This is a genomic window from Litchfieldella rifensis, from assembly GCF_042646605.1.
GTDB lineage: Bacteria > Pseudomonadota > Gammaproteobacteria > Pseudomonadales > Halomonadaceae > Litchfieldella > Litchfieldella rifensis.
This window is the reverse complement of sequence record NZ_JBHRUG010000049.1, coordinates 53,557-77,298: the sequence shown is the minus strand read 5'-3', so window position 1 is coordinate 77,298 and position 23,742 is coordinate 53,557. Positions and strand designations below refer to the sequence as shown.

The window sequence follows — 23,742 nt, the reverse complement described above, 5'->3', positions numbered from 1 at the left end:
CCGCCTCGCGACGACGCAGTTACCTTCGGCTACGGGGTCATGGCTTACCCCGGTGTGGACTTTCACCACACGGAATGCACGCCTTCGCGGGCGCACTAGGAGCCCAATTTATTGGGCGATTGGCGACGACAGGCACCCTTGGCGACTCGAAGCCGGCATTTGTCCTCGGCTATCGCCCGGTAAACCGGGCTCCCACAGGAAAATGCTCAGCTTCTAAACAACCGCGAGTACTGGGTTTCGTGTTGCGCGCTGGCCAATGCCAGGCCGGGTAACACCGGGCCGAGCTGGTCGTCGTCCAGGCTCAGGGCCTTGTCCACCGCGGCGACCAGCAAGGGACGCAGTCGCTCGACCAGGCGCTGGGCGGCGGTATGTCCCAGCGGCAGGGCCTTGCAGGCTACCGCCAACTGGTTTTCCAGCCAGGCCCAGGCGAAGCCGAGCAATGCCTGACGCACCGGCACTCCTCGCCCATGCGCCGTCCAGGCGAACACTGTCACATAGCCGCTGTCGGCGGGAAGCACCGGCGAGATCGGCAGCAGCTCCAGGCCAGCGAGTAAACGAGCCAGGGAGGTACCCAGGCGACGGTCCTCGGCAGCGAGCTCCGCCGTTTCGCGGTTGGCGTGCAACCAGTCATCCCAGTATTCGATAGTCTCGCCATCGCCTGACGCCCAGGCGGCATGCAGACGTGTCAACGCCGGCAGTTCACAGCGGGCCAACCCATCGTCCAACACCCCCGCCAACCACTCGCCGAGTCCGTCTTCGTCGTCCACCCAGCCTAGCTCGAAGGCACTCTCCAGCCCCTGAGACCAGGCGAAGGCACCGATCGGCAATGCCGGGCTGACCAATTGCAACAACCCCAGTAATGCCAGATCGTCGCCTGGCTCACCGCTCGCCTCAGTGGGCATGAGAGTGGCCATGGTGGTGTTCGTGTTCATGGCCATGCCCCTGACCGTGCTCATGGGAGTGGCCATGCCCTGCCTGGGAATAGGCGCCGGGCTCGGGGTCGAAAGGCGCGTGGTGATGCTCGACGCGTGCTCCCAGTCGCACGGCCAGTTCCTCCAGCACATGGTCTGGCGGGAAACGCACCCACCCCAAGCGATCGTCTCCGCCGATTGCCAGCGCCACATGGCGATTACCCAGGTGGTAGCAGAGCCGTGCCAGCGGCAGTCCTGACTCCACCCAGACGGTCGCCACCGGCTCATCGGCGGCGATCACCCGCACGGTCTCCCCGCTTTCGGCTCGTAACAGCGCGCCATCGCGCAGCACCGGGCCACGGTCGAGGAACAATCTCAGCTCGCGGCCGTGATCGCTTCGTGCCTTGAGGCGGCCGCGGATACGCAGCTCATAGGGCAGTGTCAGGGTGTCGTCCGGTATGGCATCGGCCGTGGCGTCCAGACGTTCGATCAGTTTCAGCATGTTTAACCCCAGTCTCGGGCTACGGGCCGCGGGTTTCGAGCTCGTAGCCCGTAGCTCAAAATAAATGATACCGCTGGGTCAGCGGCAGCTCGGTGGCCGGCTCGCAGGTCAGCAGCTCGCCGTCGGCGCGAACCTCGTAGGTCTGCGGGTCGACGGTCAACTGCGGGCAGGCGTCGTTGAGCTTCATATCGAACTTGCGTACCTTGCGCACGTCACGGCAGGCAGCAAGCTCGCTGTGCAGGCCGAGCCGCTCCTTGATACCCGCTTCCAGTGCGGCCTGGCTGACGAAGCTCCGGCGGATCTGGCTCGCGGCGCGCCCCAAGGCGCCGAACATGTAACGGTAGTGCACCGGCTGCGGTGTGGGGATCGAGGCGTTGGGGTCGCCCATCGGCGCCGCGGCGATCATGCCGCCCTTGAGGATCAGCGCCGGCTTGACGCCGAAGAAGGCCGGGTCCCACAGCACCAGGTCGGCCAGCTTGCCGACTTCCACCGAACCCACCTCGTGGGCGATGCCGTGGGTGATGGCCGGGTTGATGGTGTACTTGGCGATATAGCGCCTGGCACGGAAGTTATCGGCGCCGAGTGTCTCGTCTTCCGGCAACAAGCCCCGCTGAACCTTCATCTTGTGGGCGGTCTGCCAGGTACGGCACACCACCTCGCCGACCCGCCCCATGGCCTGGGAATCCGAGGAGATCATCGAGATCACGCCCATGTCGTGGAGGATATCCTCGGCAGCGATGGTCTCGCGGCGAATGCGCGAATCGGCGAACGCCACGTCCTCGGGGATATTGGGGTCGAGGTGATGGCAGACCATCAGCATGTCGAGATGCTCGTCGATGGTGTTCACCGTATAAGGCCGCGTCGGGTTGGTGGACGAGGGCAGGACGTAGTCCTTGGCGCAGGCGGTGATGATGTCCGGGGCATGGCCACCCCCGGCGCCCTCGGTGTGGTAGGTGTGGATGCAACGTTCCTTGAAGGCCGCCAGGGTGTCCTCGACGAAGCCCGACTCGTTCAAGGTGTCGGTGTGAATCGCGATCTGCACATCGTACTTGTCGGCCACACTCAGGCAGTTGTCGATGGCGGCCGGGGTGGTCCCCCAATCCTCGTGCAGCTTGAGCCCCATGGCACCCGCCTCGAGCTGGGCTTCCAGAGCTTCCGGCAGGCTGGCATTGCCCTTGCCCAGAAAGCCGATGTTCATCGGCATGTCATCGACCGCCTGCAGCATCTTGCCGAGATGCCAGGCACCCGGCGTGCAGGTGGTGGCATTGGTACCGGTGGCAGGTCCCGTGCCGCCACCGAGCATGGTGGTGATTCCGCTCATCAGCGCTTCTTCCACCAGTTGCGGGCAGATGAAGTGGATATGCGCGTCCAGGGCGCCTGCGGTGAGGATCTTGCCTTCGCCGGCGACGATCTCGGTCCCCGGGCCGATGACGATCTCGACATCCGGCTGGGTATCGGGGTTGCCTGCCTTGCCGATGGCCGCGATGCGCCCGGCCTTGAGACCCACGTCGGCCTTGACGATGCCCCACCAGTCGAGAATCAAGGCGTTGGTGATCACGGTATCCATCACGGCGGCGTCGATGCGCTGGCTCTGCCCCATGCCATCGCGAATCACCTTGCCACCGCCGAACTTGACCTCGTCACCGTAATGGGTGGCGTCGCACTCGACCTCGATCCACAGCTCGGTGTCGCCCAGACGCACACGGTCGCCGGTGGTCGGCCCGTACATGTCGGCATAGGCCTGGCGGGTGATCTTCATGCCTTCCCTCCTGTCCCTGGCGCGGCACCGGGTGCCTTAGAGGGTAGGCCGCCCATTACTTCGCCACGGAAACCATAGATACGGCGCTCTCCGGCGTAGGGAATCAGCGTCACCTCGCGCGATTGGCCGGGTTCGAAGCGAATCGCCGTACCGGCGGCCACGTCGAGACGATAGCCACGGGCCTTGTCACGATCGAAGACCAGCGCCGGATTGGCTTCGGCAAAGTGGTAGTGCGAACCGATCTGGACCGGCCGATCGCCGGTGTTGGCAACCTCGACGGTAATGCGTTCGCGCCCGGCGCAGAGCTCGATTTCGCCGTCCTTCAATTGGTACTCACCGGGAATCATGGTGCGCTCCTTAGACGATGGGGTTATGCACGGTCACCAACTTGGTGCCGTCGGGGAAGGTGGCTTCGACCTGCACCTCATCGACCATCTCGGCCACGCCCTCCATGACATCGTCACGACCGAGGATCTCGCGACCGGCACTCATCAATTCGGCGACGCTCTTGCCGTCACGGGCACCTTCCATGATCTCGGCGCTGATCAAGGCCACCGCCTCGGGATAGTTGAGCTTGAGGCCGCGGGCCTTGCGACGCTCGGCAAGCAACGCGGCGGTGAACAGCAGCAGCTTGTCCTTGTCTCTGGGGGTCAGTTCCATGCAGGCGTCTCCCTAACCATGTCGTTGAAATTCGAGCTTCGAGCTTCGAGCTTCGAGCTTCGAGCTTCGAGCTTCGAGCTTCGAGCTTCGAGCTTCGAGCTTCGAGCTTCGGCAGTATTGTGCTCGATGCCCGCTGCTCGTCACCCGTTGCCAGCACGAAGTGCCGTTACGTCAACCAGATCCGCGGCACACAGGCCTCGCGGCCGAGCATCAGCGGTCGCAACACCTCCCAGGCACGCTGGCACAGCTCCCAGGCCTGGTTGCGTGAATCGCCGAGGTAGCGCAGCAGCAGCACCCCATGGCGCTGGGTCACCGCCCACTGGGATGTCGCGGGCAACGCCTCGCGCACGGCTTCCACGCTGGCCTGAGCGTCGTCGAGCCCCACCGCCCACAACGTGGCCTGCACCGTAGCGCCGCCCTGCCCCCAGCGACCCTGAAAACGCGGATGCCGGGGATCCAGCGGCTGACGTTCCAGCCACAACGGGCGGCCGTCGCGGGTCAGGCGAAAGCGCTGCTCGACATGTCCTGAGACGAACGGCAAGTCGCTTGCCGGGCGGCCGAGTGCCATGATTTCCCAGCCCAGGCAATGCGCCGAGCCGGCAAGCTCGATGGTGGTGCTCTGCTCGCCCCGAGAGCCGTCGAAGCACAGCGTCTCCTGCGGTAGCCATTCAAGAATAGCGCCATCTGCCACCCTGAGATGCGAGTGCTGCTCCCAGGCGACCTCGTGGCTGTCCGCACGATAGAGCTTGGCCGCTGCCGGTGTGGTCAGCAGAGCGTGGCCGCCCTCGCCCACCCGGGCCGAAATGCTCAGGGCATCGCCGCTGACCAGCCCGCCGGGAGGATGCAACAGATAGACATGACAGGCCCCGCCCTGTCCTTCCGGATAGAAGGGACGCTGGACCCGCAGCGGGCCCTGGTGACGAGCGCGGGTCAGTCGGGTAACGCTCCCCCCCTTCTCCGGCCGCGCCTGGAAACCCAGCGTCAGCGAGGCGGCCCAACGGCGCTGGTCATCGAAGCGGTGGCCGGAGGGGTTGTCCACCCTGCGGGACTCGAGCGTCTCGATCATGGTCATACCGTCAGGTGTCGCTTGATCAGTGCGTCGGACAGCTCGGCAATCGGTCCCTTGGCCACTTGGCGGCCGCGATCCATGATCACGAAGCGGTCGGCATACTTGCGGGCGAAAGGCAGCTTCTGCTCGACCAGCAGTACGGTCAGGCCATCCTCGCGAATCAACTTGCGGATCACCTCACCGATCTGGGTGACGATATTGGGCTGGATGCCCTCTCCTGGTTCGTCGAGGATCAACAGCCGCGGCTCGATCACCAGCGCCCTGCCGATGGCCAACTGCTGCTGCTGCCCCCCGGACAGGTCGCCGCCACGCCGGTGGCGCATTTCCTCGAGCACCGGAAACAGCTCATAGACGCGTTCGGGGATGGTGTTGCGGCCGTTGCCACGCTTGCCGTCGCTGCGGGCCGCGAGGCCGGTGCGCAGGTTCTCCTCCACCGTCAGCAGCGGGAAGATCTGCCGGCCCTGCGGCACATAGCCGATGCCCAGTCGCGCGCGATCCTCGACGTGCCGTTTGGTCAATTCCACGTCACCGGCGAACAGGAGACTGCCACTGGCGACCTCACCCATCACACACTTGAGCAAGGTGGTCTTGCCCACGCCGTTGCGGCCCATGACGCAGGTGCATGCCCCCTGCGGCACCTCGAGATCGAGATCCCACAGGGTGTGGCTCTCGCCGTAGTACTGGTTGAGCCCGTCGACCTTGAGCATCAGGCGGCCTCCTCGCTTTCGCCGAGGTAGACCTCGATCACCCGCGGATCATTCTGCACCTGGTCCATGCTGCCCTCGGCCAGCACACTGCCCTGATGCAATACCGTTACCTGGCGGGCGATGGAACGCACGAATCCCATGTCGTGTTCGACGACCACCACCGACTGCTTGCCGGCGAGACCGGTGAGCAGTGCGGCGGTACGCTCCATTTCCTGCTCGGTCATGCCGGCCACCGGTTCATCGACCAGCAACAGACGCGGGCGCTGCATCAACAGCATGCCGATTTCCAGCCATTGCTTCTGGCCGTGAGAAAGAATTCCTGCCAAGCGCTGGCGTAGCTCGACGAGGCCCGTCATCTCGAGTACTTCGTCGATACGGCTGCGAATCTCGCCGTTCATGCGCGCCGTTAGTGTCGGCAGAACTCGCTTGTCGGCACTCATCGCCAACTCCAGGTTCTCGAACACGGAAAGCGCCTCGAAGACGGTGGGTTTCTGGAACTTGCGGCCTATCCCCAGCGAGGCGATCTCCGGCTCGTTCATGGTCAGCAGGTCATGGCGGCTGCCGAACCATACCCGGCCGCTATCGGGGCGGGTCTTGCCGGTGATGATGTCCATCATGGTGGTCTTGCCGGCGCCGTTGGGGCCGATGATGCAGCGCAGCTCACCATCGTCGATGGTGAGATTGAGATTATCGATGGCCTTGAAGCCATCGAAGCTCACGCTGACGTCCTCCAGGTACAGAATGGGACCGTGACGCACGTCCACCGGCGACTGCACCGGCACCAGGAAATCGAAGACGCGATCACGCTGCGCGAGCGACTGGATCAAGTTCATGCGGTTACCTCCTTGCCGCTGCGCCCCAATAACCCGGCGATGCCCTTGGGCAGCAGTACCGTGGCGACCACGAACAGGCCGCCCAGCGCGAACAGCCAGGCGTCGGGCATCACGCCGGTGAACACCGTCTTGGCATAATTGACCAGTATGGCCCCGATTACCGCGCCGTAGAGCGTGGCACGGCCACCCAGCGCCACCCACACCACGATCTCGATCGAGAACAGCGGCGAAAACTCGCTGGGGTTGATGATCCCCACTTGAGGTACGTAGAGAGCCCCCGCCACCCCCGCCAGCATCGCCGACACCACGAACACGAACAGCTGCACCCGCTCGACCCGATAGCCGAGGAAGCGCGTGCGCGCCTCGGCGTCACGAGAAGCCACGCAGACCCGGCCCAGCTTGCTGCCGACGATGACACGACACACGACATAACCCAGTGCCAGTGCGATACCCGAGGCGAGGAACAGTCCCAGGCGGGTCGCGTCGCTTCTCAGGTTGAAACCCAGCAGTTCCTTGAAGTCGGTGAGACCATTGTTGCCACCGAAGCCCATCTCGTTGCGGAAGAAGGCCAGCATCAGGGCAAAGGTCAGTGCCTGGGTGATGATCGACAGGTAAACCCCGGTGACCCGCGAGCGGAACGCCAGGAATCCGAACACCAGCGCCAGCGCGCCGGGCGCCAATAGCACCATCGGGAAGGCGAACCAGGCCATGTCGAAGCCGTGCCAGTACCAGGGCAGGCTGTCCCAGTTGAGGAACACCATGAAGTCCGGCAGCACCGGGTGACCATAGACGCCGCGATCGCCGATCTGGCGCATCAGGTACATGCCCATCGCGTAGCCGCCCAGGGCGAAGAAGGCACCGTGACCCAGGCTGAGAATCCCCAGGTAACCCCACACCAGGTCCACCGCCACCGCCAACAGGGCGTAGGTCAAGTACTTGCCCAGCAGCGTCACGGTATAGGTCGAGACATGCAGCGGATGATCGGCCGGCAAGGCGAGGTTGAGCACCGTCACTACCGCCAGTGCCACCACCAGGCTACCAAGGAAGCACTGCGTCGACCGCTCCGTGAATGGTTGTGTCAGCCACATGGTCTGTCAGCCCTCCGCGGCCCGGCCCTTCTGCGGGAAGAGTCCGCGGGGGCGTTTCTGGATGAACAGGATGATGAACACGAGCACCAGGATCTTGGCCAGCACGGCCCCCGCCCAGGGTTCGAGCACCTGGTTGATCACTCCCAGCGACAGGCCGGCCACCAGGGTGCCCCATAGATTGCCGACGCCGCCGAACACCACCACCATGAAGGAGTCGATGATGTAGCTCTGCCCCAGGTTGGGCCCGACATTGGTCAGCTGTGCCAGCGCCACCCCGGCCAGGCCGGCGACTCCCGAGCCCAGGGCGAACGTCAGGATGTCCACGCGGGTGGCGCGGATGCCCATGGCGCGCGCCATCGCGCGATTCTGGGTCACGGCGCGCACTTCCAGGCCCAGCCGGGTCCGCCGCATCACCAGCATCAGACCGGCGAACACCACCAACGCGAAACCCAGCACGTAGAGCCGGTTCAAGGTCAGTGACAGCGCCTCGTTGATTGCCAGCGAGCCGCTCATCCACTCGGGTGTGACCACGGTGCGGTTCAGTGGTGACACCAAGGTGCGCACCAGCTGCTGGAGGATCAGGCTGACGCCAAACGTGGCCAGCAGGGTTTCCAGGGGGCGACCCTTGAGATGCTGAATGACGCTGCGTTCGATGGCGATTCCAACCAGCGCCGCCATCAGGAAACCCACGGGGATCGACAGGATCACCGCCAGTCCGGGCTGGCCTGGCAACAGTTGTTGCATCGCCCAACTGCTGTAGGCCCCCAGCATGATCAACTCGCCGTGCGCCATGTTGATCACGCCCATCACCCCGAAGGTGATGGCCAGGCCGATGGCGGCGAGTACCAGCACTGAGCCCAGCGACAGGCCGAAGTACAGGGTTTCCAGTCCGCGATTGAGCTTGAGCTTCTGCTCGATGCTGGCCAGCGCCTGCCGTGCGGCATCGGCCAATTCGGCGTCATCGCCTCTTGTCGCCTCATTGAGCGCCGCCCGGACCTTGCTGTCGAGGCTGCCGGCAAGCGCCTCGACGGCGGAGAGGTCGCCCTGTTCGAGACGATGAATGGCCAGGGCGTGGCCCAGGTAGCGGCGGACATCGGCGTTCCGCTCGTCCTCGAGCACCTCGGCCAGAGGGCCGGCGAGCTCATCGTCGACTTCACCGACCAGGCGCGCGGCGGCGTCGCGTCGTGCCTCGACGTCATCGACTCTCAGGTCGAGGACTGCCAGGGTGCTCTGCAGTTGGCCGCGCAGCGCGTTGTTGATGCCGATTCGGTCAAGCTCGCGGCGCGACATCTTGCCAAGATCCTCTCCGGTGAGCGCATCCTCGACCGGCCAATGACGACCGCGGTTCTCGAGCACCACGACAAAGCGACCGCTCTCCTTATGGCGCTGCAGCTTGCCGTCGAGTAACGCTTCGAGCCAGTGCCGGGTGCGCTCGTCGCCGCTGCCGGCAAGGGTTTCGATAGCCTGCCCCTTGGCGGCATATGACGTGACGTCCAATGCGTCGAGCACTGCTGTCGCCCGTTCGTCCTGGGCCATTGCCAAAGACGGCAGACAGGCCAGCAAGCACAGCAATAGCCATGAGTCGACGATCCTTTTCATGCACGGCAAAGGGATCTTCATGGGAATTTCCTATCGAGTGGCGTGATGACCGGGCCCTCGACACGCAGTCCAAGAGGGCCCGGGGTAACGGTTGTTATGACACGATCATTCCGCCAGGGCGGCCTGGGCTTCTTCCACGGCGGTGCTGCCACCACAGGAGCCGGTGGCCGCGTTGAAGTTGCCGCACCGCATCGGTGCCTGCCAGTCGGCCATCAGGTCACGCGAGCCCTCCAGGTAGTCGGACCAGGCATCGCCGGCCACGGTGGACGGCGTCTGCCACACGATGTCGAACTGGCCGTTATCCTGGATCTCGCCGATCAGCACCGGCTTGGTGATGTGGTGGTTGGGCATCATCGCCGCATAGCCACCGGAAAGGTTGGGTACGGTCACGCCGATGATGGCGTCCTTGACCGCGTCGACATCGGTGGTACCGGCCTTGCGCACCGCCTCCAGCCACATGTTGAAGCCGATGTAATGCGCTTCCATGGGATCGTTGGTGACCGCCATGTCATCGCCGGTGTAGTCGATCCAGGCATCGATGAAGTCGTAGTTGGCATCGGTATCGACACTCATGAAGTAGTTCCAGGCCGCCAGGTGACCGACCAGAGGACCGGTGTCGATGCCCGAGAGCTCCTGCTCACCGACCGAGAATGCCACCACCGGGATATCGGCGGCATCGATGCCCTGGTTACCCAACTCACGATAGAACGGCACGTTGGCATCGCCATTGATGGTCGACACCACCGCGGTCTTCTTTCCCTCGCTGCCGAAGCGCTTGATCTCGGCAACGATGTTCTGCCAATCGGAGTGCCCGAAGGGCGTGTAGTTGATCATGATGTCTTCATCGGCGACGCCATGTCCCTTGAGATAGGCCTCGAGGATCTTGTTGGTGGTGCGCGGATAGACATAATCGGTACCCGCCAGCACCCAGCGCTCGACGCCCACCTCGTTCATCAGGTAGTTGACGGCGGGAATGGCCTGCTGATTGGGCGCAGCGCCGGTGTAGAAGACGTTTTCCGAGGACTCCTCGCCTTCGTACTGCACGGGATAGAACAGCAAGCCATTGAGTTCCTCGACCACCGGCAGCACGGATTTGCGCGATACAGAGGTCCAGTTGCCGAAGATCACGTCGACCTTTTCCTGGGCCAGCAGTTCGCGTGCCTTCTCAGCGAACAACGGCCAATTGGAGGCCGGATCGACCGCCACCGGCTCGAGCTGGCGTCCCAGCAGGCCACCCCGCTCGTTCTGCTGTTCGATCAGCATTTCCATGGTGTCCTTGAGGGTCGACTCACTGATCGCCATGGTGCCGGACAGCGAATGCAGGATGCCGACCTTGATGGGATCTTCCTGGGCCAGCGCCGGGCCGCTCAAGGCGAGGGACGAGAGTACGGCGGCCAGCCAACGGGGGGAAAACGTCGTATTGTTCACACGATTCTCCTTGCGAGTCTGATTGTTATCGCGTCAGTTCCAGCGGGGGATGACTCCGGGATGGATGTCGTCCACCTGCTTGTCGCAAGGGATGTGCCAAATCGGTGACCGACACAGAAAGACATTTCAAATCAGATGATTACATTTACCATCATGGATTTTTCATGCTTCGCAAGGCACCGTATCGGTGCACATGGCAACCCGCAGCGCTCTGAAATGGAGCGGCTGCGATGGATGGCGCGCTTTCGTGGTGCATCCGTACACGAAAGCGCCGGCAGGAAGCCGGCGCCATGTCTCCAGAAGCGTCTTGACGATAGGGACCCGATGCTTACTGTGGGTAAAAGGCCTCCTCCTCGAGGGCCATCAGAGGTTCGGCACCGGCCTGGATCTGTCGCGCCAGGGCCTCGGTGCGTGGCAGCATCCGCTCGATGAAGTGGCGCCCCACCGCCAGCTTGGCACGATAGAAGTCCGCACCGGCAGGTCCCTGCACAGCCAGCCCCTGGTGAGCGGCGCGGGCCATCTTCCACCACATCCAGGCATAGGCTACGTGGCCAAGCAGGTCGAGGTAATCGGCAGCGGCCGCCCCCAGTTCTTCGGGGTGATCGACGGCCCGGTCGAGCAAGCCGGCGGTCACCTCCTCGAGACGCGTCAGCTCACGCCGACCGGCCTGGTGGAAGGCGTCAAGTTCGTCGGGCACCTCTCCTGCCATATCGGCTCGCATGGCCGCGCCGAAGCGGGCCAGGTAAGCCCCTTGGTTGCGGAACAGCTTGCGCCCCACCAGATCCATGGCCTGAATGCCGTTGGTACCCTCATAGACCATGGCGATACGGGCATCGCGCACGTACTGCTCGGCGCCCCACTCGACGCAATAACCGCTACCGCCATAGATCTGCTGGGCCTCCACCGTGGCATCGAAGCCCCGGTCGGTGAGGAAGGCCTTGGCCACCGGCGTGAGCAGTGCCACCAGATCGTCGGCGGCGGCGTGGGCCTCGCCATCGGGATGGTACTTGGCGCGATCGAGCTGGCTGGCCACGAAGGCGGCAAAGGCGCGACCGCCTTCATTCCAGGCGCGTACATTGAGCGCCATGCGGCGCACGTCGGGATGCACCAGAATGGGGTCGGCAGGCTTGTCGGGCGCTACGGCTCCCCGCGGGGCACGGCTCTGCAAGCGCTCGCGGGCGAAGTCCATGGCGCTCTGGTAGGCCACCTCGCCCAACCCCAGACCCTGGATGCCGATCGACAGGCGTTCGTAGTTCATCATGGTGAACATGGTTGCCAATCCCTGATGAGGCTCGCCGATCAGCACGCCCTGTGCACCGTCGAAGTTCATCACGCAAGTCGCGCTGCCCTTGATGCCCATCTTGTGCTCCAGGCCGCCGCAGCCGAGGGCATTGCGCTCACCCAGCGAACCATCGGCATTGACCAGGAACTTGGGCACCAGGAACAGTGAGATACCGCGACTGCCCTGGGGCGCATCGGGCAACTTGGCCAGCACCAGGTGGACGATGTTGTCGGCCATGTCATGCTCGCCGCCGGTGATCCATATCTTGTTGCCGGTGATGCGGTAGGTACCTCCCTCCTCAGGCACGGCACGCGTCTTGATCAATCCAAGGTCGGTGCCGCAGTGAGGCTCGGTCAGGCACATGGTGCCGAGCCACTCCCCGGCATACATCCTCGGCAAATAGAGGCGCTTGATGGCGTCGGATGCGTGGTGGTCGAGCAGCAGTGCCGCGCCGGTATTGAGCGCCGGGTAGAGCGCGAAGCTGGCGTTGGCGGCATAGAGCATTTCCTCGAAAGCGACGGTCAGCATCTTGGGCATGCCCTGTCCGTCGTATTCCGGGTTACCGCCCAGCCCCCACCAGCCGCCTTGGGCCAGCGTCTCGAAAGCCGACTTGAATCCCTTCGGCGTGGTTACCTCTCCCTTGTCGAAGTGACATCCCTCTGCATCGCCGCTCTGGTTGAGGGGGAACAGTTCGGCCTGTACGACTCGTGCGCCTTCTTCAAGAATTGCCTCGACCAGGTCCATTCCCAATTCCTGGGTCGCCGGCATGGTCGACCACTCCTGCGAAGCCTGAAACACCTCGTCGAGAATGAAGCGCATATCGCGCAACGGGGCTTGGTAACTGGCCATCGGCAATCTCCTGGAATCGGATCCCTGGGAAGCAGGTCCTTCAGCATGATTCAAACGCTTGCTTGAATTCTAGATCAGCACGAATACGCTGTCATGCCGACCTTCGCCGCATACCAGGTCCGCCTCCTGTGCGAGGCCGAAAAGACAGCGGGGGCATCGGTATGCCGACACCCCCGCCTCACGCTTGATGGCGCTTCGAGCCTTCCCTGTCAGTCGGACTGAGCGCCCGCTTCGCCTACCTGCTGCCGCATGCGGCGACGCAGGATAGGACCGACGATATACGGCAGGAGCAGTCCCAGAATGGCGAAGACCCACAGGCCAATGGCCAGGCCGCTGCCCCACAGCACCGTCCAGTCGCCATCGGAGATATCCAGCGCATGGCGCAGGTTCTTCTCCATCTCGGGCCCCAGCAACAGGCCGAGGATGATCGGCACCAAGGGAATTTCCAGCTTGCGGAAGAGATAGCCGGCGATACCGAACACCACCATGAAATACAGATCGAAGGTGGTGTTGCTGATCGAGTAGATCCCTACGAACGCGACCATGGTCACGATCGGCAGCAGGTACATCGGCGGCACCGACAACAGCTTGACGAAGATGCCCACCAGCGGGATGTTGAGCACCAGCAGCAGGAAGTTGCCGATCAGCAGCGCCGCGATCACGCCCCATACGATGTCCGCGTTCTGGGTGAACATCAGCGGTCCCGGGGTGATGTTCAGCGAGATCAGCAGCGCCAGCAGCACGGCGGTGGTGCCGCTGCCCGGCACGCCCAGCGTCAGCATGGGCACCAGGGCCCCGCTGGAGGCGCCATTGTTGCCCGCTTCGGGGGCGGCGACCCCGCGCGGGTCACCCTCGCCGAAGCGTCCCTTGCGCCCCAACACGCGCTTCTCCAGGGTATAGCTGATGAAGCTGCCCAGCGAGGCGCCCGCGCCCGGCAATACCCCGGCGATGAAGCCCAGGACCCCGCCGCGGATGCTCGAGGGCATGATGTCGCGGATGTCCTTCCACGACAGCTTCAGCTTGTTGACGACCATCTTTGCCTTGCCGCCGCCGGCGCGCTCCTCGATGAAGAACAGCAGCTCGGAGATGGCGAACAGGCCGACGATGGCGATGATGAAGTCGACCCCTTCATAGAGTTCCAGCACGTTGAAGGTGTAGCGCTGCACCCCGGTGGAGTCGATGCCCACGGTGGCGATCATCAGGCCGATGGCGGCAGCGACCACCGTCTTCATGGGGTTCTTGCCGGTGATCCCACCCAAGGTGGCGAAAGCCAGCAGGAACAGCGCGAAGTACTCGGCGGGGCCGAAGGTCAGGGCGAACTTGGCCAATAGCGGGGCCAGCAGGATCAGGCCTATCGTGGCGATCAGGCTGCCCATGAACGAGGCCACGGCGGAGATCGCCAACGCTTCGGCGGCCTTGCCCTTCTGGGCCATGGGATAGCCGTCGAGACAGGTCATCATCGCCGGCTCATCGCCGGGAATATTCAGCAGGATCGACGAAATGCGCCCACCGTACATGGCGCCGGCATAGACCGCGGTGAGCATGATCAGCGCGGTCTCCGGCGCCAGCCCCAGGCTGAACGCCAGCGGAATCAGGATCGCCACGCCGTTGGCCGGCCCTAGCCCCGGCAGCGCGCCGATCAGGGTACCCAGGAAGGCCCCCAGCAGGGCGAACATCAGGTTATGCGGGGCCAGCGCCACGCCGAACCCGTCGATCAGAAAGCCCAGGGTTTCCATCAGCTCACCTCCAGGAACTCGAGCAGACCCAACGGCAGCGACAGGTCGAGCGCGAAATTGAACAGCAGGAACACCACCACGCCGGCGACGGCCCCGGTGACATACGCCTTGACCGGCCGCGCGCCCATGCGCCAGCACAGCGTGCCCACTGCCAGGATGGTGCTGATGATGAAGCCCAGCGGCTGCAGCAGCATGGCGTAGAGTACCAACACCACCACGGCGACGATCAGCTCGACGCCGGTGCGGCTCCACGGCCAGGCATTATCCGGGTCGGGACGCACGATCATGTAGAGGCTCGAGAGCGCCAGCACCACTGCCAGCAAGAGGGGGAAGGTATCGGAACCGACAGCCTCGGTCCCGCCGAAGGGTTCCGGGAACTGGGTGGCGCCCCAGCCGTACGCGACGGCCAGGACGATCATCAGGACCCCGAAGATGCGGTCGTTGAAGGTCATTACTGAATCAACCCGATATCTTTGGACAGGTCTTCAATGGATTGAATCTGCGACTTGACGAAGTTCTCGAACTCGCCAGCGCTCATGTGGAAGGGCATCAGGCCGTTCTGGGTCATGACGTTTTGCCATTCTTCGCTGTCGTAGATGGTATCCATGGCATCGATCCAGTACTGCTTGGCATCGTCGGAGATGTCCGCTGGCATGTAGAAGCCACGCCAGTTGGGACCCAGGGCGTCGATACCCTGCTCACGGGCGGTGGGAATGTCGGAGAAGTCGCCGGGCAGGCGCTCTTCGGAGAGCACGGCCAGCACGCGCAGGTCGCCGGACTCCATGAAGCCCTGGGCCTCGGAAATATCACCGGTGAAGGCATCGACATGCCCACCGATCACCTGGGTCAGGGCCTCGCCGCCGTTGTTGTACGACAGGTAGGGGATCCGCGGCAGATTCTCGACGCCCGCCGCTTTCGCAGCGATCAGCACCTTGAGATGGTCCCAGCCGCCCTTGGCGCTACCACCGGCAAACTTGACGCTGCGCGGGTCCTCCTTGAGCGCCTCCATCAATGCCGGCAGATCCTGGTATTCGGCATCCTTCGACACGCCGATGACACCGTAGTCGGCACCCAGGGCACCGATCCAGTTGACCATATCGGCATTCATGCCCGGGAACTGTCCCTGGGCAAGGCGCGTGGTGGTGGCAGTGGAAGCGGCGACCAGCAGTTGCTCGTCACCGGCCCGCTTGCTCACGGTGTGGGCATAAGCGACCCCGCCACCAGCGCCAGCCATGTTGATGGTCTGCACGCTACGCGGTACCAGATCGAGCTCTTCGAGCACGTTGCCCACGCTGCGACAGGTGAAATCCCAGCCGCCACCGGGATCGGCGGGCGCCAGGCATTCGACCTTGCCCTGCGGTTCGAAGGCCATGGCCATGCTGGAAGTCAGTGTCAGAGTTGCGGCAGCAAACAACTTGAGAGGCGTTCTCATCGACATTGTTGTTTTCCCCTTTTGATCCTGGTTGGACTTGGAAATGAAAATTCACGCTTGCCGGAAGGCTGTCACTTACCTTACAATTCTGTAAGGCAGAACAACGTTCCTTAGAATGGAAAGTTAGGCGTCGCGTTATGGAACGTCAACGCGAAAAAGCGCCATTACGACCAAAGTTGAACCCCTTTGCCCGTTCGAGGAGGCATCGTCATCACATGGCACAAGACCGCGTCGAGGCCGTGGAACGAGCGCTGACGGTGCTCGAAGCCTTCGACTCTCCCCAGGATCACTTCACGCTGGCCGACTTGGCGAATGCCACCGGCTTCTACAAGAGCACACTGCTACGGCTGCTGGGTTCGCTCGAACGCTTCGATTATGTCCAGCGCGGCCAGGACGGGCGTTATCGGCTCGGCCACACACCGGTACGCCTGTCGCGTCGCCACCTGCCCAGCCGCCAACTGGCCGCCTGGATACAACCGATACTGGACACCCTGGCCGAGCGCAGCGGCGAAACCGCCGCCCTGCTCGAAGTCGACATGGGCCACGCCGAGTGCCGATTGGTCACACTGCCCGATACCAGCTTGCGTCACGACCTGCGCCCCGGCATGCGCTGGACGGTGGTCAAGGACGATGAGCCCGCGCTGGAACTCCCCGGCGGCTTTATGCTATGTCGATCACTGGACACTTGGTCCGACGGCTTGTCACTATGGCTGACCCTCTCCGGCCCAGCCGGGCGTCTGTCCCGCGACAACGCCATGCATCACCTCGATGCCGCCATGGCCGAACTTGCGCGACGACCTGTCGGTGAACCCGAGCGAGGCCCACGATGAAGCTCCTGTTGGTCGAAGACGACGCGTTGCTCGCCGAAACGCTCGGCGACGCTCTGCAGCAAGAGGATTACCGGGTCACGACCATCGCCGACGGCGTTGCCGCCCGGCAGTGTCTTGCCAACCCCAACCACGGCTATGACCTGATCCTGCTGGATCTCAACCTGCCGGGTTGCAGCGGCCTGGACGTACTCGCGGCCCTGCGTCACCAGGACAGCGAGACGCCGGTGCTGATCCTCACTGCCCGTGGCGCCATCGAAGACCGCGTACGCGGCCTTGACCTGGGAGCCGACGACTACCTGGCCAAGCCCTTCGCCCTGGATGAGCTCGAGGCCCGAGTGCGCGCCCTGCTGCGTCGCCAGGCCCGCGGCCACAGCCTGCAAGTGGGCGTACTGGCCTTCGATGCCCTGACCCAGCGCTTCACGCTGGACGGCACCCCCCTCAACCTGCCGCCTCGCGAACAGCGGCTGCTGAGCTGCCTGATGCGCCATACCGGTGAACCGGTGGACAAGGCACGACTCACCGAGGAAGCCTTCGCCGGTGACGCCATGGGCGACAACGCCATCGAGGTCTACATTCACCGCCTGAGACGCCGGCTCGCCGGCAGCCAAGTGGAGGTCCGCACCGTGCGCGGCCTGGGCTATCTGCTGGAGGCGCCGTGAAGGCGCAGGGCAGCCTCTACCGCCGCCTGCTGGCCTGGCTGTTGCTGCCCTTGGTGATGCTGGGCACCCTGATGCTGGTGCAAGCCTACCTGGATGCCCGACGAACCGCCGATCGCGCCTTCGACCGCCTGCTGGAAGCCGCTACCCTGGCCATCGCCGAACAGGTCCAGTGGCAAAACGAACGACTGTGGCTCGATCTACCACCGGCGGCACTGGAGATGCTCGCCACCAGTGCCGAAGAACGCGTGTTCTACGCCCTGTTCGATGGCGATGGCAACTTCATCACCGGCAATGCCCGCCTGCCAGGCGACCCACGCGGCGACAGTGACACAGGCGATACCTTGCACTATCGCAATGTCGAGTGGCATGGCCTGCCCCTGCGCCAGGGCATTCGTCGCACCCGCCTGGAAGACTGGAGCCTGCGCGAGCGATTCGAGGTACGGGTGGCGCATACCCGTGAGGGACGCCGGGCGCTGACGCTCTCCCTGTTCCGTGGCAACCTGGCCTACATTGCCGCCATGGCGGGGTTGGCGGTGATCGTGGTGCTGCTGGCAGTGCGCTCCGCCCTGTCCCCGCTGACCCGTCTGCGGCGCGCCATTCGGGCGCGCGATCCACGCACCTTGGCGCCACTGGAATTGCCGTTGCCACGCGAACTCGCCGAACTGCGCGAAACACTCAACGAACTGCTTGCGCGCATGCGCCGGGTGCGTGCCAATCAGGAACGCTTCATCGGCGATGCCTCCCACCAACTGCGCACGCCCTTGGCCGGTCTCTCCGCTCGCGCCGAGCTGGCACTGCGTCAGGATAACCCCCAGGCCTGGCACACGGCCTTGCAGGCCATGCAGTCCACCAGTGCCAGCACCGCTCGTCTGGCGGTGCAACTGCTGTCGCTGACCCACCTCAACAATCCCGAAGCGACGCCCAACCTGCAACGCCTGGATCTCAATGCCATCGCCCGCAGCGCGACGCGCAGCGCCTTGAGCGCCTGTCATCGCGACGGCATCGATATCGGCGTCGAAACCACCGACGAGCCGGTCATGATCGATGGCATCGACTGGCAGCTCGAAGAAGCGCTGAGCAACCTGATCGACAATGCCCGACGCTATGGCGCCAGACGCATCACCGTGCGGGTCCTGGCTGCCCCTCCCACCCTGGAGGTCGAAGACGACGGCCCGGGCATTCCTGCGGAGAAACGGCTGATGGTGTTGCGCCCCTTTTACCGCGGTCGCGATGATGTCGAAGGCTCGGGGTTGGGGCTGGCCATCGTCGATGGCATCGCTCGCACTCACCGGGCACGCCTGGTGCTGAGCGACGCCGGAGATGGCAAGGGCCTGCGCGCGGCGCTGCGCTTCATGGGAGATCGCCGATGATCAAGTCTCTGTGCCTGTTCCTGTGCCTGGCGTGGCTGAGCCTTCCAGGGCTGGCCGACGAAACGCTGCACTTTCCTGCCGAACCTCGCGATGGCGAAAATTCACTCTCGCTGAGCGTCCATGGCGCCCTGGACCTGCCGTACATCCAACCGCTGCTGGAAGATTTCCACCAGCGTCATCCCGATATCGAACTGCACTACCGCAACTTCACCACCCTCGAGCTGCATCGTCACTTTCTCGAAGAAGACGAGGACAAGGCCGACCTGGTGATTTCCTCGGCCATGCCCTGGCAGTACCGGCTGGCCAACGACGGCCATGCCCAGCCGCTGAGGACACCGAGCGCCGATGCCTGGCCGGCCTGGGCACGCTGGCGTCGGGAATTGTTCGGCCTCACCTTCGAACCGATCGTCATCGTCTATCGCCGCGAGCTGGCCGAACGCTTCGGCGCCATCACCAGCCACGCCGACCTGTTGAACCTGCTGGAAGCCCGCCACCAGGCGCTACGCGGACGCGTGGTGACCTACGACCCGGCACGCAGCGGTGCCGGCTACACCTATGCCATCGAAGAGGTGCGCCTGTCGCCGCGCTACTGGGACCTGATTGCCGCCCTGGGCGGCGTCGATGCGGAGCTGGTCGGCACCACGGGGGAGATGCTCGAAGGACTGGCAGAGGGACGTTACCTGCTCGGCTACAACCTGCTCGGCAGCTACGCCAGCGATTTCATCGCCGCCCATCCACAACTGGAGATGGTGATCCCGCGCGATTACGCGCTGGTCACCCAGCGCCTGGCTTTCATTCCCCGCGAAGCGCCACATCCCGAATCGGCGCGACGCTTTCTCGACTACCTGCTCAGCGAGACGGGACAACGGGTGATTGGCGAACAGACGACGCTGGGCGCGGTGCATCCAGCACTGGAAGGTCCTGGCACGGCACACGAGTTACGCGCCCGCCTGGGCGAGGCCTTGCGCCCGATCCGCCTGGGGCCAGGGCTACTGGCCACCCTCGACGATCTCAAACGCGAGGCGCTGCTGGCCCGCTGGACACGGGAATATCAACGCTGGTCCGGCCGGCCCCACCCCTGACCCAATGACGTCGCTGACGATGATCGAGTCGGAGGCATCAGGGTGCCGGCGCGATCCGTACCGAGACCATGCCATCGGCCTCCATGCCCAGTTCCCGCGCCGCCTGGCGTGACAGGTCGATGATACGACCGCGTACGAAAGGTCCCCGGTCGTTGATGCGGACCACGGTGTGGCGACCGTTGTCGAGGCGGGTCACCTTGACGCGCGTGCCGAACGGCAAGGTGCGGTGCGCCGCGGTCAATGCCTGCTGGTCGAAGCGCTCGCCACTGGCGGTGCGTCGCCCGTGGTACCGGTCGGCGTAAAAGGAGGCCAGCCCCTCCTCGGCCTTGAAATCGACAGCTCCCGTCCGGTGTACATCACGGCTTGCACAACCCGACAGCAGCACCGTCACCAGCAACATGGCCAAGCCATATATCCAAACGCCGACCGGGGCGGCACGCCCATGCCCCCGCCAGGTCGAGTGATTGTCTACCATCAGCGAACTCCTTGTTCCATTCAGGTGCTTCCTTTCCTCAGGCGGTGTGACTCTTGGACTGCGGCGTCGGATGCTTGCCTTCCTGCCAGCCCCGACTCGTCGCCCGCCCGTCGTCGAACCAGGCCAGGCGATCGTGCAGCGCGACGACCTCACCGACGATGATCAGGGTCGGCGGTTTCACATCGCCATCCACCAAACTCGCCGGCAGAGCCGCCAGGGTACCGACATGGACTCGCTGACGGGCGGTCGTGCCCTGCTCGACCAATGCCAGCGGTGTTTCGCCGGCCAAGCCATGGGCCTGAAGCTGGTGGCGAATGATATCCAGGCTGCCGAGGCCCATATAGAACACCAGCGTCTGTCCCGGGTGCGCCAGCGTCGGCCAGTCGAGTTCGCAGCTGCCGTTCTGCAGGTGGCCGGTGATGAACCGTACCGACTGAGCATGGTCGCGATGCGTCAGCGGAATCCCCGCATAAGCGGCGCATCCCGAGGCCGCCGTGATGCCCGGAATCACTTCGAAGGCGACTTCCGCAGCGGCCAGCGCCTCGAGCTCCTCACCGCCACGCCCGAAAATGAAGGGATCGCCGCCCTTCAGGCGCACCACCCGCTTGCCGGCCCGCGCCCACTCCACCAGCGCCCGGTTGATGCCGTCCTGGGGCAGGCTGTGCCGCGAGCGCGCCTTGCCCACATAGAGCCGCTGTGCCCGGGGGTTGGCCATCGCCAGCACTTCACCGCTCACCAGGCGGTCGTGCAGGATCACTTCCGCCACCTGCAAGCGCTTCAAGGCCTTCAGGGTCAGCAACTCCGGATCACCCGGCCCGGCGCCGATCAGCGTCACCTGGCCACGGGGGAAGTCACGCAACGCGGCCAGACGGGCGTGATCGTCAGCGGCATCGACTTGGGAAGGATCGGCGGTCGTCATGGCGCCATTTATACCTGTTAGATCTATAAAGGGGATTATATATAGCCAACGATAAGGGTTTTGCGGAGGACTGGCCAGTAACCTCTGCTTGGAAGTTTATAACGTTCCGCTACGGGTGTCAGACACGCGCCACTTCAGTCTGATCTGGCAAAGTCAGAGCGAACGATGGTTAACCCGCCCCGGAAGACAGGTCATCGCGTTCCGTTGTCGGTGTCTGCCGAATCGGCAGGATCACGGTAAACGTCGTCCCAACGCCGGGTTCGCTCTGTACATCGATGTGGCCGTTATGGCGTTCGATAATGCTGTACGACACGGAGAGGCCGAGACCGGTACCCTTGCCCACGGGCTTGGTGGTAAAGAACGGATCGAACACCTTGGCACAGGTCTCGGCCGCCATACCGGAACCGGTATCGGTGACCGCTATCGCGATCCGGTCGCCGTCGCTACTCGTCCTGATGGTGATGTTCCCGTAATCCGGAATCGCCTGGGCGGCGTTGACCACCAGGTTCATCACGACCTGATTCAACTGTGACGGCAGACACTCGACCGGTGGCAGGTCACCGTACTCCAGAACCACCTCGGCCTTGTGCTTGACTTCGTTGCGTACCACATTGAGCGTGCTGTTGATGCCCTGTTGCACATCCACGATTTCCCAACCCATCTCGCCTGGACGCGAGAAATCACGTAGAGACTGTACGATATCCCGGACCCGCTGGGTGCCCTCGATCGATTCGTCGATCAGTGAGAGGATATCTTCACGCGCAAAGGCAATATCCGCCTCTTTCTTGACGTCATCGAGCCTGGCGGACAGTTCCGGGTTGGCACGCAACAGAGCCTCCCCCATCTCATAGGTTTCGATGAGCTTTAGCAGCGCCGAGGCATACTCACTGAGGGTACCCAGATTGGAGTTGATGAAGCCAATGGGGTTGTTGATCTCGTGGGCGACACCGGCGGCAAGCTGGCCGATGGATGCCAGCTTTTCCGACTGCAGCAACTGGACGTGGGCCTCCTCGAGCTTGAGCAATAGCTGCCGCTGCGCCTCCTTCTCACCCTCCAGCCGTTCCTTGGCGTTTTGCAACGCGCGCGTCATCTTCTCGTTTTCACGCAGCGCCGCTTCCAGGTCCCGGGTACGGTTGCGCACCTGCCCCTCCAGCACGATCGTGCTCTGAAACAGGCCGAAGGTGGACCCCTGGTTGCTCATGTCCCGTTCCGCTCGATCCATAAGCGACTGGACGATCTTGTTGAGGCGTACGATCTCCGCACGCAACGCCTCCTCGTGGCCATCAGCGTTCATGTCACTCATCCAGCCGCGGGGTGCCGATCGCGACCCCGGTCAACGTCTGGTTGATGTGCAACCCGCCAAACTGCTCGCCGTAGGTACTGAAGCCAATCGCGTTGTAGCGTCGCAGAATATCGCCAACCCGCTTTTTCTCATCGAGCCGATCGATCTCCAGGCTGCGCAATATGCAGTCGCAGGTAAGTACCAATTGTGGCGACCCGACTTCCTCACTGACCTTTGCCAGGCTCTGCTCCAGGTTACCGGCCAGGTCGACGCCACGTCCCACTCGCAGCACCAGCCCCTCGTCGATTGCGCAAAAGAAGGTGATGCTGCCGTCTTCGTTGATGCTCTGGATGGAGCGTACATAGTCGGCACCGTCGATCAGCACGACCACCGGAAATTCCGCGAAATTGGAAGGGGTCAATTCCGCCAGGGAGACGCCGATCAGCCGCGCATACTCCTCGGCAGCCGGCAGCCCATTGATCTCTCGTACGATGCGATTGGCGGTATCGGCCTCGGTCACCACCAGGCGAGTGTCAGTGGAGACGAAGTGCTGAGTCTTGAAGACGGTCATGGGCCAGCGGGTGCCAACAAGCGCCAGCACCGCCGCATCCTCGTGGAAGGCGCCGCCATGGAATACGCAGGTCCGTTCGAACCCGAGGTCATCACCGGCTGATCCGCCGACGACCGGAATCCGGCCAAGGCCATCCTGTAATGCCCGGGCCACCGACTCTTCTCGTAACGACAAGCCATCGATGAGCAGCAGGGCAAAGACGCTCTCCGGTGATGACGGTTCGTGGCAATCCTCCAGTTGGCGCAACAGGCCCTGGGCAAAATCGTTGCCTGCGTGGGATTCAAACCGCTGCAGATCCTGTAACAACCCGGTAGCTGCCATGCAACTGCTGGAGGGGAAACTGACCCCGGTCAGGCTGTGCGTAAGATAGCCGGCGGGACCAATCTCGCCGGCGGTCGTGCACCCCACGACCGGGACATCGCCGAACAAGCCGTTCAGCTCGTCCGCCAACGCCTCCAAGTCATACTTGCTGGAGCAAAAGAAAACCACCAGTGCCATTCCCGGTTGCGAGACCTCCGCGTGAAATTCACGGGCAGCCTCACGGGCATCGGTGGCGCGGGTGTGTGCTGTTCTTATTCTATCTTGGGACATCGTACCTTCTCTGGAATGGATAACAGTACGCCCGAGTCGGGCGACGGAGGGAAGCGGCAGTAGCCACAGCCACTATGGAAACACTGAATAAATGCCTGCGTGGATCAA

At 63.7% G+C, this 23,742-nt stretch carries 23 protein-coding genes; 4 read left to right on the top strand and 19 right to left on the bottom strand.

The features are described from left to right. Window positions 1-206: 206 nt before the first annotated feature. The 15 genes from ACFOEV_RS22040 to ACFOEV_RS21970 form a co-directional block, all read right to left on the bottom strand. Entirely contained in the window at window positions 207-902 is a 696-nt protein-coding gene (locus ACFOEV_RS22040) for an urease accessory protein UreF (protein WP_386777213.1), read from the bottom strand. Beyond that, window positions 892-1,413, bottom strand: coding sequence for an urease accessory protein UreE (ureE, locus tag ACFOEV_RS22035; RefSeq protein WP_386777207.1), 522 nt, complete (start codon window positions 1,411-1,413; stop codon window positions 892-894). The genes ACFOEV_RS22040 and ureE overlap by 11 nt, the downstream gene beginning before the upstream one ends. A 55-nt stretch (window positions 1,414-1,468) precedes the next feature. Further along, the gene (ureC, locus tag ACFOEV_RS22030) at window positions 1,469-3,172 is read right to left on the bottom strand and encodes an urease subunit alpha (RefSeq protein WP_386777205.1); all 1,704 of its coding nucleotides are present in this window, start codon (window positions 3,170-3,172) and stop codon (window positions 1,469-1,471) included. After that, window positions 3,169-3,519, bottom strand: a complete 351-nt coding sequence (locus tag ACFOEV_RS22025) for an urease subunit beta (RefSeq protein WP_386777203.1) — start codon at window positions 3,517-3,519, stop codon at window positions 3,169-3,171. Before ACFOEV_RS22025 ends, ureC begins: the two co-directional genes overlap by 4 nt. Window positions 3,520-3,529: 10 nt before the next feature. Next, window positions 3,530-3,832, bottom strand: a complete 303-nt coding sequence (gene ureA, locus ACFOEV_RS22020) for an urease subunit gamma (RefSeq protein WP_386777201.1) — start codon at window positions 3,830-3,832, stop codon at window positions 3,530-3,532. A gap of 166 nt (window positions 3,833-3,998) precedes the next feature. Beyond that, window positions 3,999-4,904, bottom strand: a complete 906-nt coding sequence (locus ACFOEV_RS22015) for an urease accessory protein UreD (protein ID WP_386777199.1) — start codon at window positions 4,902-4,904, stop codon at window positions 3,999-4,001. Then, the gene (gene urtE, locus ACFOEV_RS22010) at window positions 4,901-5,608 is read right to left on the bottom strand and encodes an urea ABC transporter ATP-binding subunit UrtE (protein WP_386777197.1); all 708 of its coding nucleotides are present in this window, start codon (window positions 5,606-5,608) and stop codon (window positions 4,901-4,903) included. The genes ACFOEV_RS22015 and urtE overlap by 4 nt, the downstream gene beginning before the upstream one ends. Continuing rightward, a complete protein-coding gene (urtD, locus tag ACFOEV_RS22005) occupies window positions 5,608-6,441 on the bottom strand; it encodes an urea ABC transporter ATP-binding protein UrtD (protein WP_386777196.1) in 834 nt (277 codons plus the stop codon). Before urtD ends, urtE begins: the two co-directional genes overlap by 1 nt. Next, the gene (urtC, locus tag ACFOEV_RS22000; RefSeq protein WP_386777194.1) at window positions 6,438-7,529 is read right to left on the bottom strand and encodes an urea ABC transporter permease subunit UrtC; all 1,092 of its coding nucleotides are present in this window, start codon (window positions 7,527-7,529) and stop codon (window positions 6,438-6,440) included. Before urtC ends, urtD begins: the two co-directional genes overlap by 4 nt. A gap of 6 nt (window positions 7,530-7,535) precedes the next feature. Beyond that, a complete protein-coding gene (gene urtB / locus ACFOEV_RS21995) occupies window positions 7,536-9,128 on the bottom strand; it encodes an urea ABC transporter permease subunit UrtB (protein WP_386777211.1) in 1,593 nt (530 codons plus the stop codon). A gap of 105 nt (window positions 9,129-9,233) precedes the next feature. Continuing rightward, window positions 9,234-10,526, bottom strand: a complete 1,293-nt coding sequence (gene urtA, locus ACFOEV_RS21990; protein ID WP_386777209.1) for an urea ABC transporter substrate-binding protein — start codon at window positions 10,524-10,526, stop codon at window positions 9,234-9,236. 358 nt (window positions 10,527-10,884) lie between these two features. After that, window positions 10,885-12,687, bottom strand: a complete 1,803-nt coding sequence (locus tag ACFOEV_RS21985) for an acyl-CoA dehydrogenase C-terminal domain-containing protein (protein ID WP_386777192.1) — start codon at window positions 12,685-12,687, stop codon at window positions 10,885-10,887. A gap of 209 nt (window positions 12,688-12,896) precedes the next feature. Next, window positions 12,897-14,423, bottom strand: coding sequence for a tripartite tricarboxylate transporter permease (locus ACFOEV_RS21980; RefSeq protein ID WP_386777190.1), 1,527 nt, complete (start codon window positions 14,421-14,423; stop codon window positions 12,897-12,899). Next, window positions 14,423-14,875 carry a tripartite tricarboxylate transporter TctB family protein gene (locus tag ACFOEV_RS21975; RefSeq protein ID WP_386777188.1) on the bottom strand — a complete coding sequence of 151 codons (453 nt, stop codon included), beginning with the start codon at window positions 14,873-14,875 and terminating at the stop codon, window positions 14,423-14,425. The genes ACFOEV_RS21980 and ACFOEV_RS21975 overlap by 1 nt, the downstream gene beginning before the upstream one ends. Beyond that, on the bottom strand, window positions 14,875-15,861 hold the full coding sequence (locus ACFOEV_RS21970; RefSeq protein ID WP_386777186.1) for a Bug family tripartite tricarboxylate transporter substrate binding protein: 987 nt from the start codon (window positions 15,859-15,861) through the stop codon (window positions 14,875-14,877). Before ACFOEV_RS21970 ends, ACFOEV_RS21975 begins: the two co-directional genes overlap by 1 nt. Window positions 15,862-16,070: 209 nt before the next feature. Here ACFOEV_RS21970 and ACFOEV_RS21965 point away from each other — a divergent pair, with 209 nt between their 5' ends. From ACFOEV_RS21965 to ACFOEV_RS21950, 4 genes are read left to right on the top strand one after another with little or no spacing between them, the layout of a single operon-like run. Beyond that, complete coding sequence (locus ACFOEV_RS21965; RefSeq protein WP_386777184.1) at window positions 16,071-16,685, top strand: helix-turn-helix domain-containing protein; 615 nt, start codon at window positions 16,071-16,073, stop codon at window positions 16,683-16,685. Next, window positions 16,682-17,344 carry a response regulator transcription factor gene (locus ACFOEV_RS21960; protein WP_386777182.1) on the top strand — a complete coding sequence of 221 codons (663 nt, stop codon included), beginning with the start codon at window positions 16,682-16,684 and terminating at the stop codon, window positions 17,342-17,344. The genes ACFOEV_RS21965 and ACFOEV_RS21960 overlap by 4 nt, the downstream gene beginning before the upstream one ends. Further along, on the top strand, window positions 17,341-18,714 hold the full coding sequence (locus ACFOEV_RS21955) for a sensor histidine kinase (RefSeq protein WP_386777180.1): 1,374 nt from the start codon (window positions 17,341-17,343) through the stop codon (window positions 18,712-18,714). Before ACFOEV_RS21960 ends, ACFOEV_RS21955 begins: the two co-directional genes overlap by 4 nt. Beyond that, window positions 18,711-19,796 carry an ABC transporter substrate-binding protein gene (locus tag ACFOEV_RS21950; RefSeq protein ID WP_386777178.1) on the top strand — a complete coding sequence of 362 codons (1,086 nt, stop codon included), beginning with the start codon at window positions 18,711-18,713 and terminating at the stop codon, window positions 19,794-19,796. The genes ACFOEV_RS21955 and ACFOEV_RS21950 overlap by 4 nt, the downstream gene beginning before the upstream one ends. 37 nt (window positions 19,797-19,833) lie before the next feature. On the opposite strand, the gene ACFOEV_RS21945 is transcribed toward ACFOEV_RS21950, so the two are convergent. The 4 genes from ACFOEV_RS21945 to nosP form a co-directional block, all read right to left on the bottom strand. Further along, on the bottom strand, window positions 19,834-20,271 hold the full coding sequence (locus ACFOEV_RS21945; RefSeq protein WP_386777176.1) for a septal ring lytic transglycosylase RlpA family protein: 438 nt from the start codon (window positions 20,269-20,271) through the stop codon (window positions 19,834-19,836). A 37-nt stretch (window positions 20,272-20,308) separates the two neighbouring features. Continuing rightward, window positions 20,309-21,190, bottom strand: a complete 882-nt coding sequence (cobA, locus tag ACFOEV_RS21940; protein ID WP_386777174.1) for a uroporphyrinogen-III C-methyltransferase — start codon at window positions 21,188-21,190, stop codon at window positions 20,309-20,311. A 169-nt stretch (window positions 21,191-21,359) separates the two neighbouring features. Then, complete coding sequence (locus tag ACFOEV_RS21935) at window positions 21,360-22,484, bottom strand: ATP-binding protein (protein ID WP_386777172.1); 1,125 nt, start codon at window positions 22,482-22,484, stop codon at window positions 21,360-21,362. A 1-nt stretch (window position 22,485) separates the two neighbouring features. Continuing rightward, window positions 22,486-23,634, bottom strand: coding sequence for a nitric oxide-sensing protein NosP (nosP, locus tag ACFOEV_RS21930; RefSeq protein WP_386777170.1), 1,149 nt, complete (start codon window positions 23,632-23,634; stop codon window positions 22,486-22,488). Between the last annotated feature and the right edge of the window lie 108 nt (window positions 23,635-23,742).

Excerpts from the sequence above, each read along its gene's own strand:
- ACFOEV_RS22040 (WP_386777213.1), bottom strand. The coding sequence starts at position 902 with ATGCCCACTGAGGCGAGCGGTGAGCCAGGCGACGATCTGGCATTACTG.
- ureE (WP_386777207.1), bottom strand. The coding sequence starts at position 1,413 with ATGCTGAAACTGATCGAACGTCTGGACGCCACGGCCGATGCCATACCG.
- ureC (WP_386777205.1), bottom strand. The coding sequence starts at position 3,172 with ATGAAGATCACCCGCCAGGCCTATGCCGACATGTACGGGCCGACCACC.
- ACFOEV_RS22025 (WP_386777203.1), bottom strand. The coding sequence starts at position 3,519 with ATGATTCCCGGTGAGTACCAATTGAAGGACGGCGAAATCGAGCTCTGC.
- ureA (WP_386777201.1), bottom strand. The coding sequence starts at position 3,832 with ATGGAACTGACCCCCAGAGACAAGGACAAGCTGCTGCTGTTCACCGCC.
- ACFOEV_RS22015 (WP_386777199.1), bottom strand. The coding sequence starts at position 4,904 with ATGACCATGATCGAGACGCTCGAGTCCCGCAGGGTGGACAACCCCTCC.
- urtE (WP_386777197.1), bottom strand. The coding sequence starts at position 5,608 with ATGCTCAAGGTCGACGGGCTCAACCAGTACTACGGCGAGAGCCACACC.
- urtD (WP_386777196.1), bottom strand. The coding sequence starts at position 6,441 with ATGAACTTGATCCAGTCGCTCGCGCAGCGTGATCGCGTCTTCGATTTC.
- urtC (WP_386777194.1), bottom strand. The coding sequence starts at position 7,529 with ATGTGGCTGACACAACCATTCACGGAGCGGTCGACGCAGTGCTTCCTT.
- urtB (WP_386777211.1), bottom strand. The coding sequence starts at position 9,128 with ATGAAAAGGATCGTCGACTCATGGCTATTGCTGTGCTTGCTGGCCTGT.
- ACFOEV_RS21985 (WP_386777192.1), bottom strand. The coding sequence starts at position 12,687 with ATGGCCAGTTACCAAGCCCCGTTGCGCGATATGCGCTTCATTCTCGAC.
- ACFOEV_RS21980 (WP_386777190.1), bottom strand. The coding sequence starts at position 14,423 with ATGGAAACCCTGGGCTTTCTGATCGACGGGTTCGGCGTGGCGCTGGCC.
- ACFOEV_RS21975 (WP_386777188.1), bottom strand. The coding sequence starts at position 14,875 with ATGACCTTCAACGACCGCATCTTCGGGGTCCTGATGATCGTCCTGGCC.
- ACFOEV_RS21970 (WP_386777186.1), bottom strand. The coding sequence starts at position 15,861 with ATGTCGATGAGAACGCCTCTCAAGTTGTTTGCTGCCGCAACTCTGACA.
- ACFOEV_RS21965 (WP_386777184.1), top strand. The coding sequence starts at position 16,071 with ATGGCACAAGACCGCGTCGAGGCCGTGGAACGAGCGCTGACGGTGCTC.
- ACFOEV_RS21960 (WP_386777182.1), top strand. The coding sequence starts at position 16,682 with ATGAAGCTCCTGTTGGTCGAAGACGACGCGTTGCTCGCCGAAACGCTC.
- ACFOEV_RS21950 (WP_386777178.1), top strand. The coding sequence starts at position 18,711 with ATGATCAAGTCTCTGTGCCTGTTCCTGTGCCTGGCGTGGCTGAGCCTT.
- ACFOEV_RS21945 (WP_386777176.1), bottom strand. The coding sequence starts at position 20,271 with ATGGTAGACAATCACTCGACCTGGCGGGGGCATGGGCGTGCCGCCCCG.
- cobA (WP_386777174.1), bottom strand. The coding sequence starts at position 21,190 with ATGACGACCGCCGATCCTTCCCAAGTCGATGCCGCTGACGATCACGCC.
- ACFOEV_RS21935 (WP_386777172.1), bottom strand. The coding sequence starts at position 22,484 with ATGAACGCTGATGGCCACGAGGAGGCGTTGCGTGCGGAGATCGTACGC.
- nosP (WP_386777170.1), bottom strand. The coding sequence starts at position 23,634 with ATGTCCCAAGATAGAATAAGAACAGCACACACCCGCGCCACCGATGCC.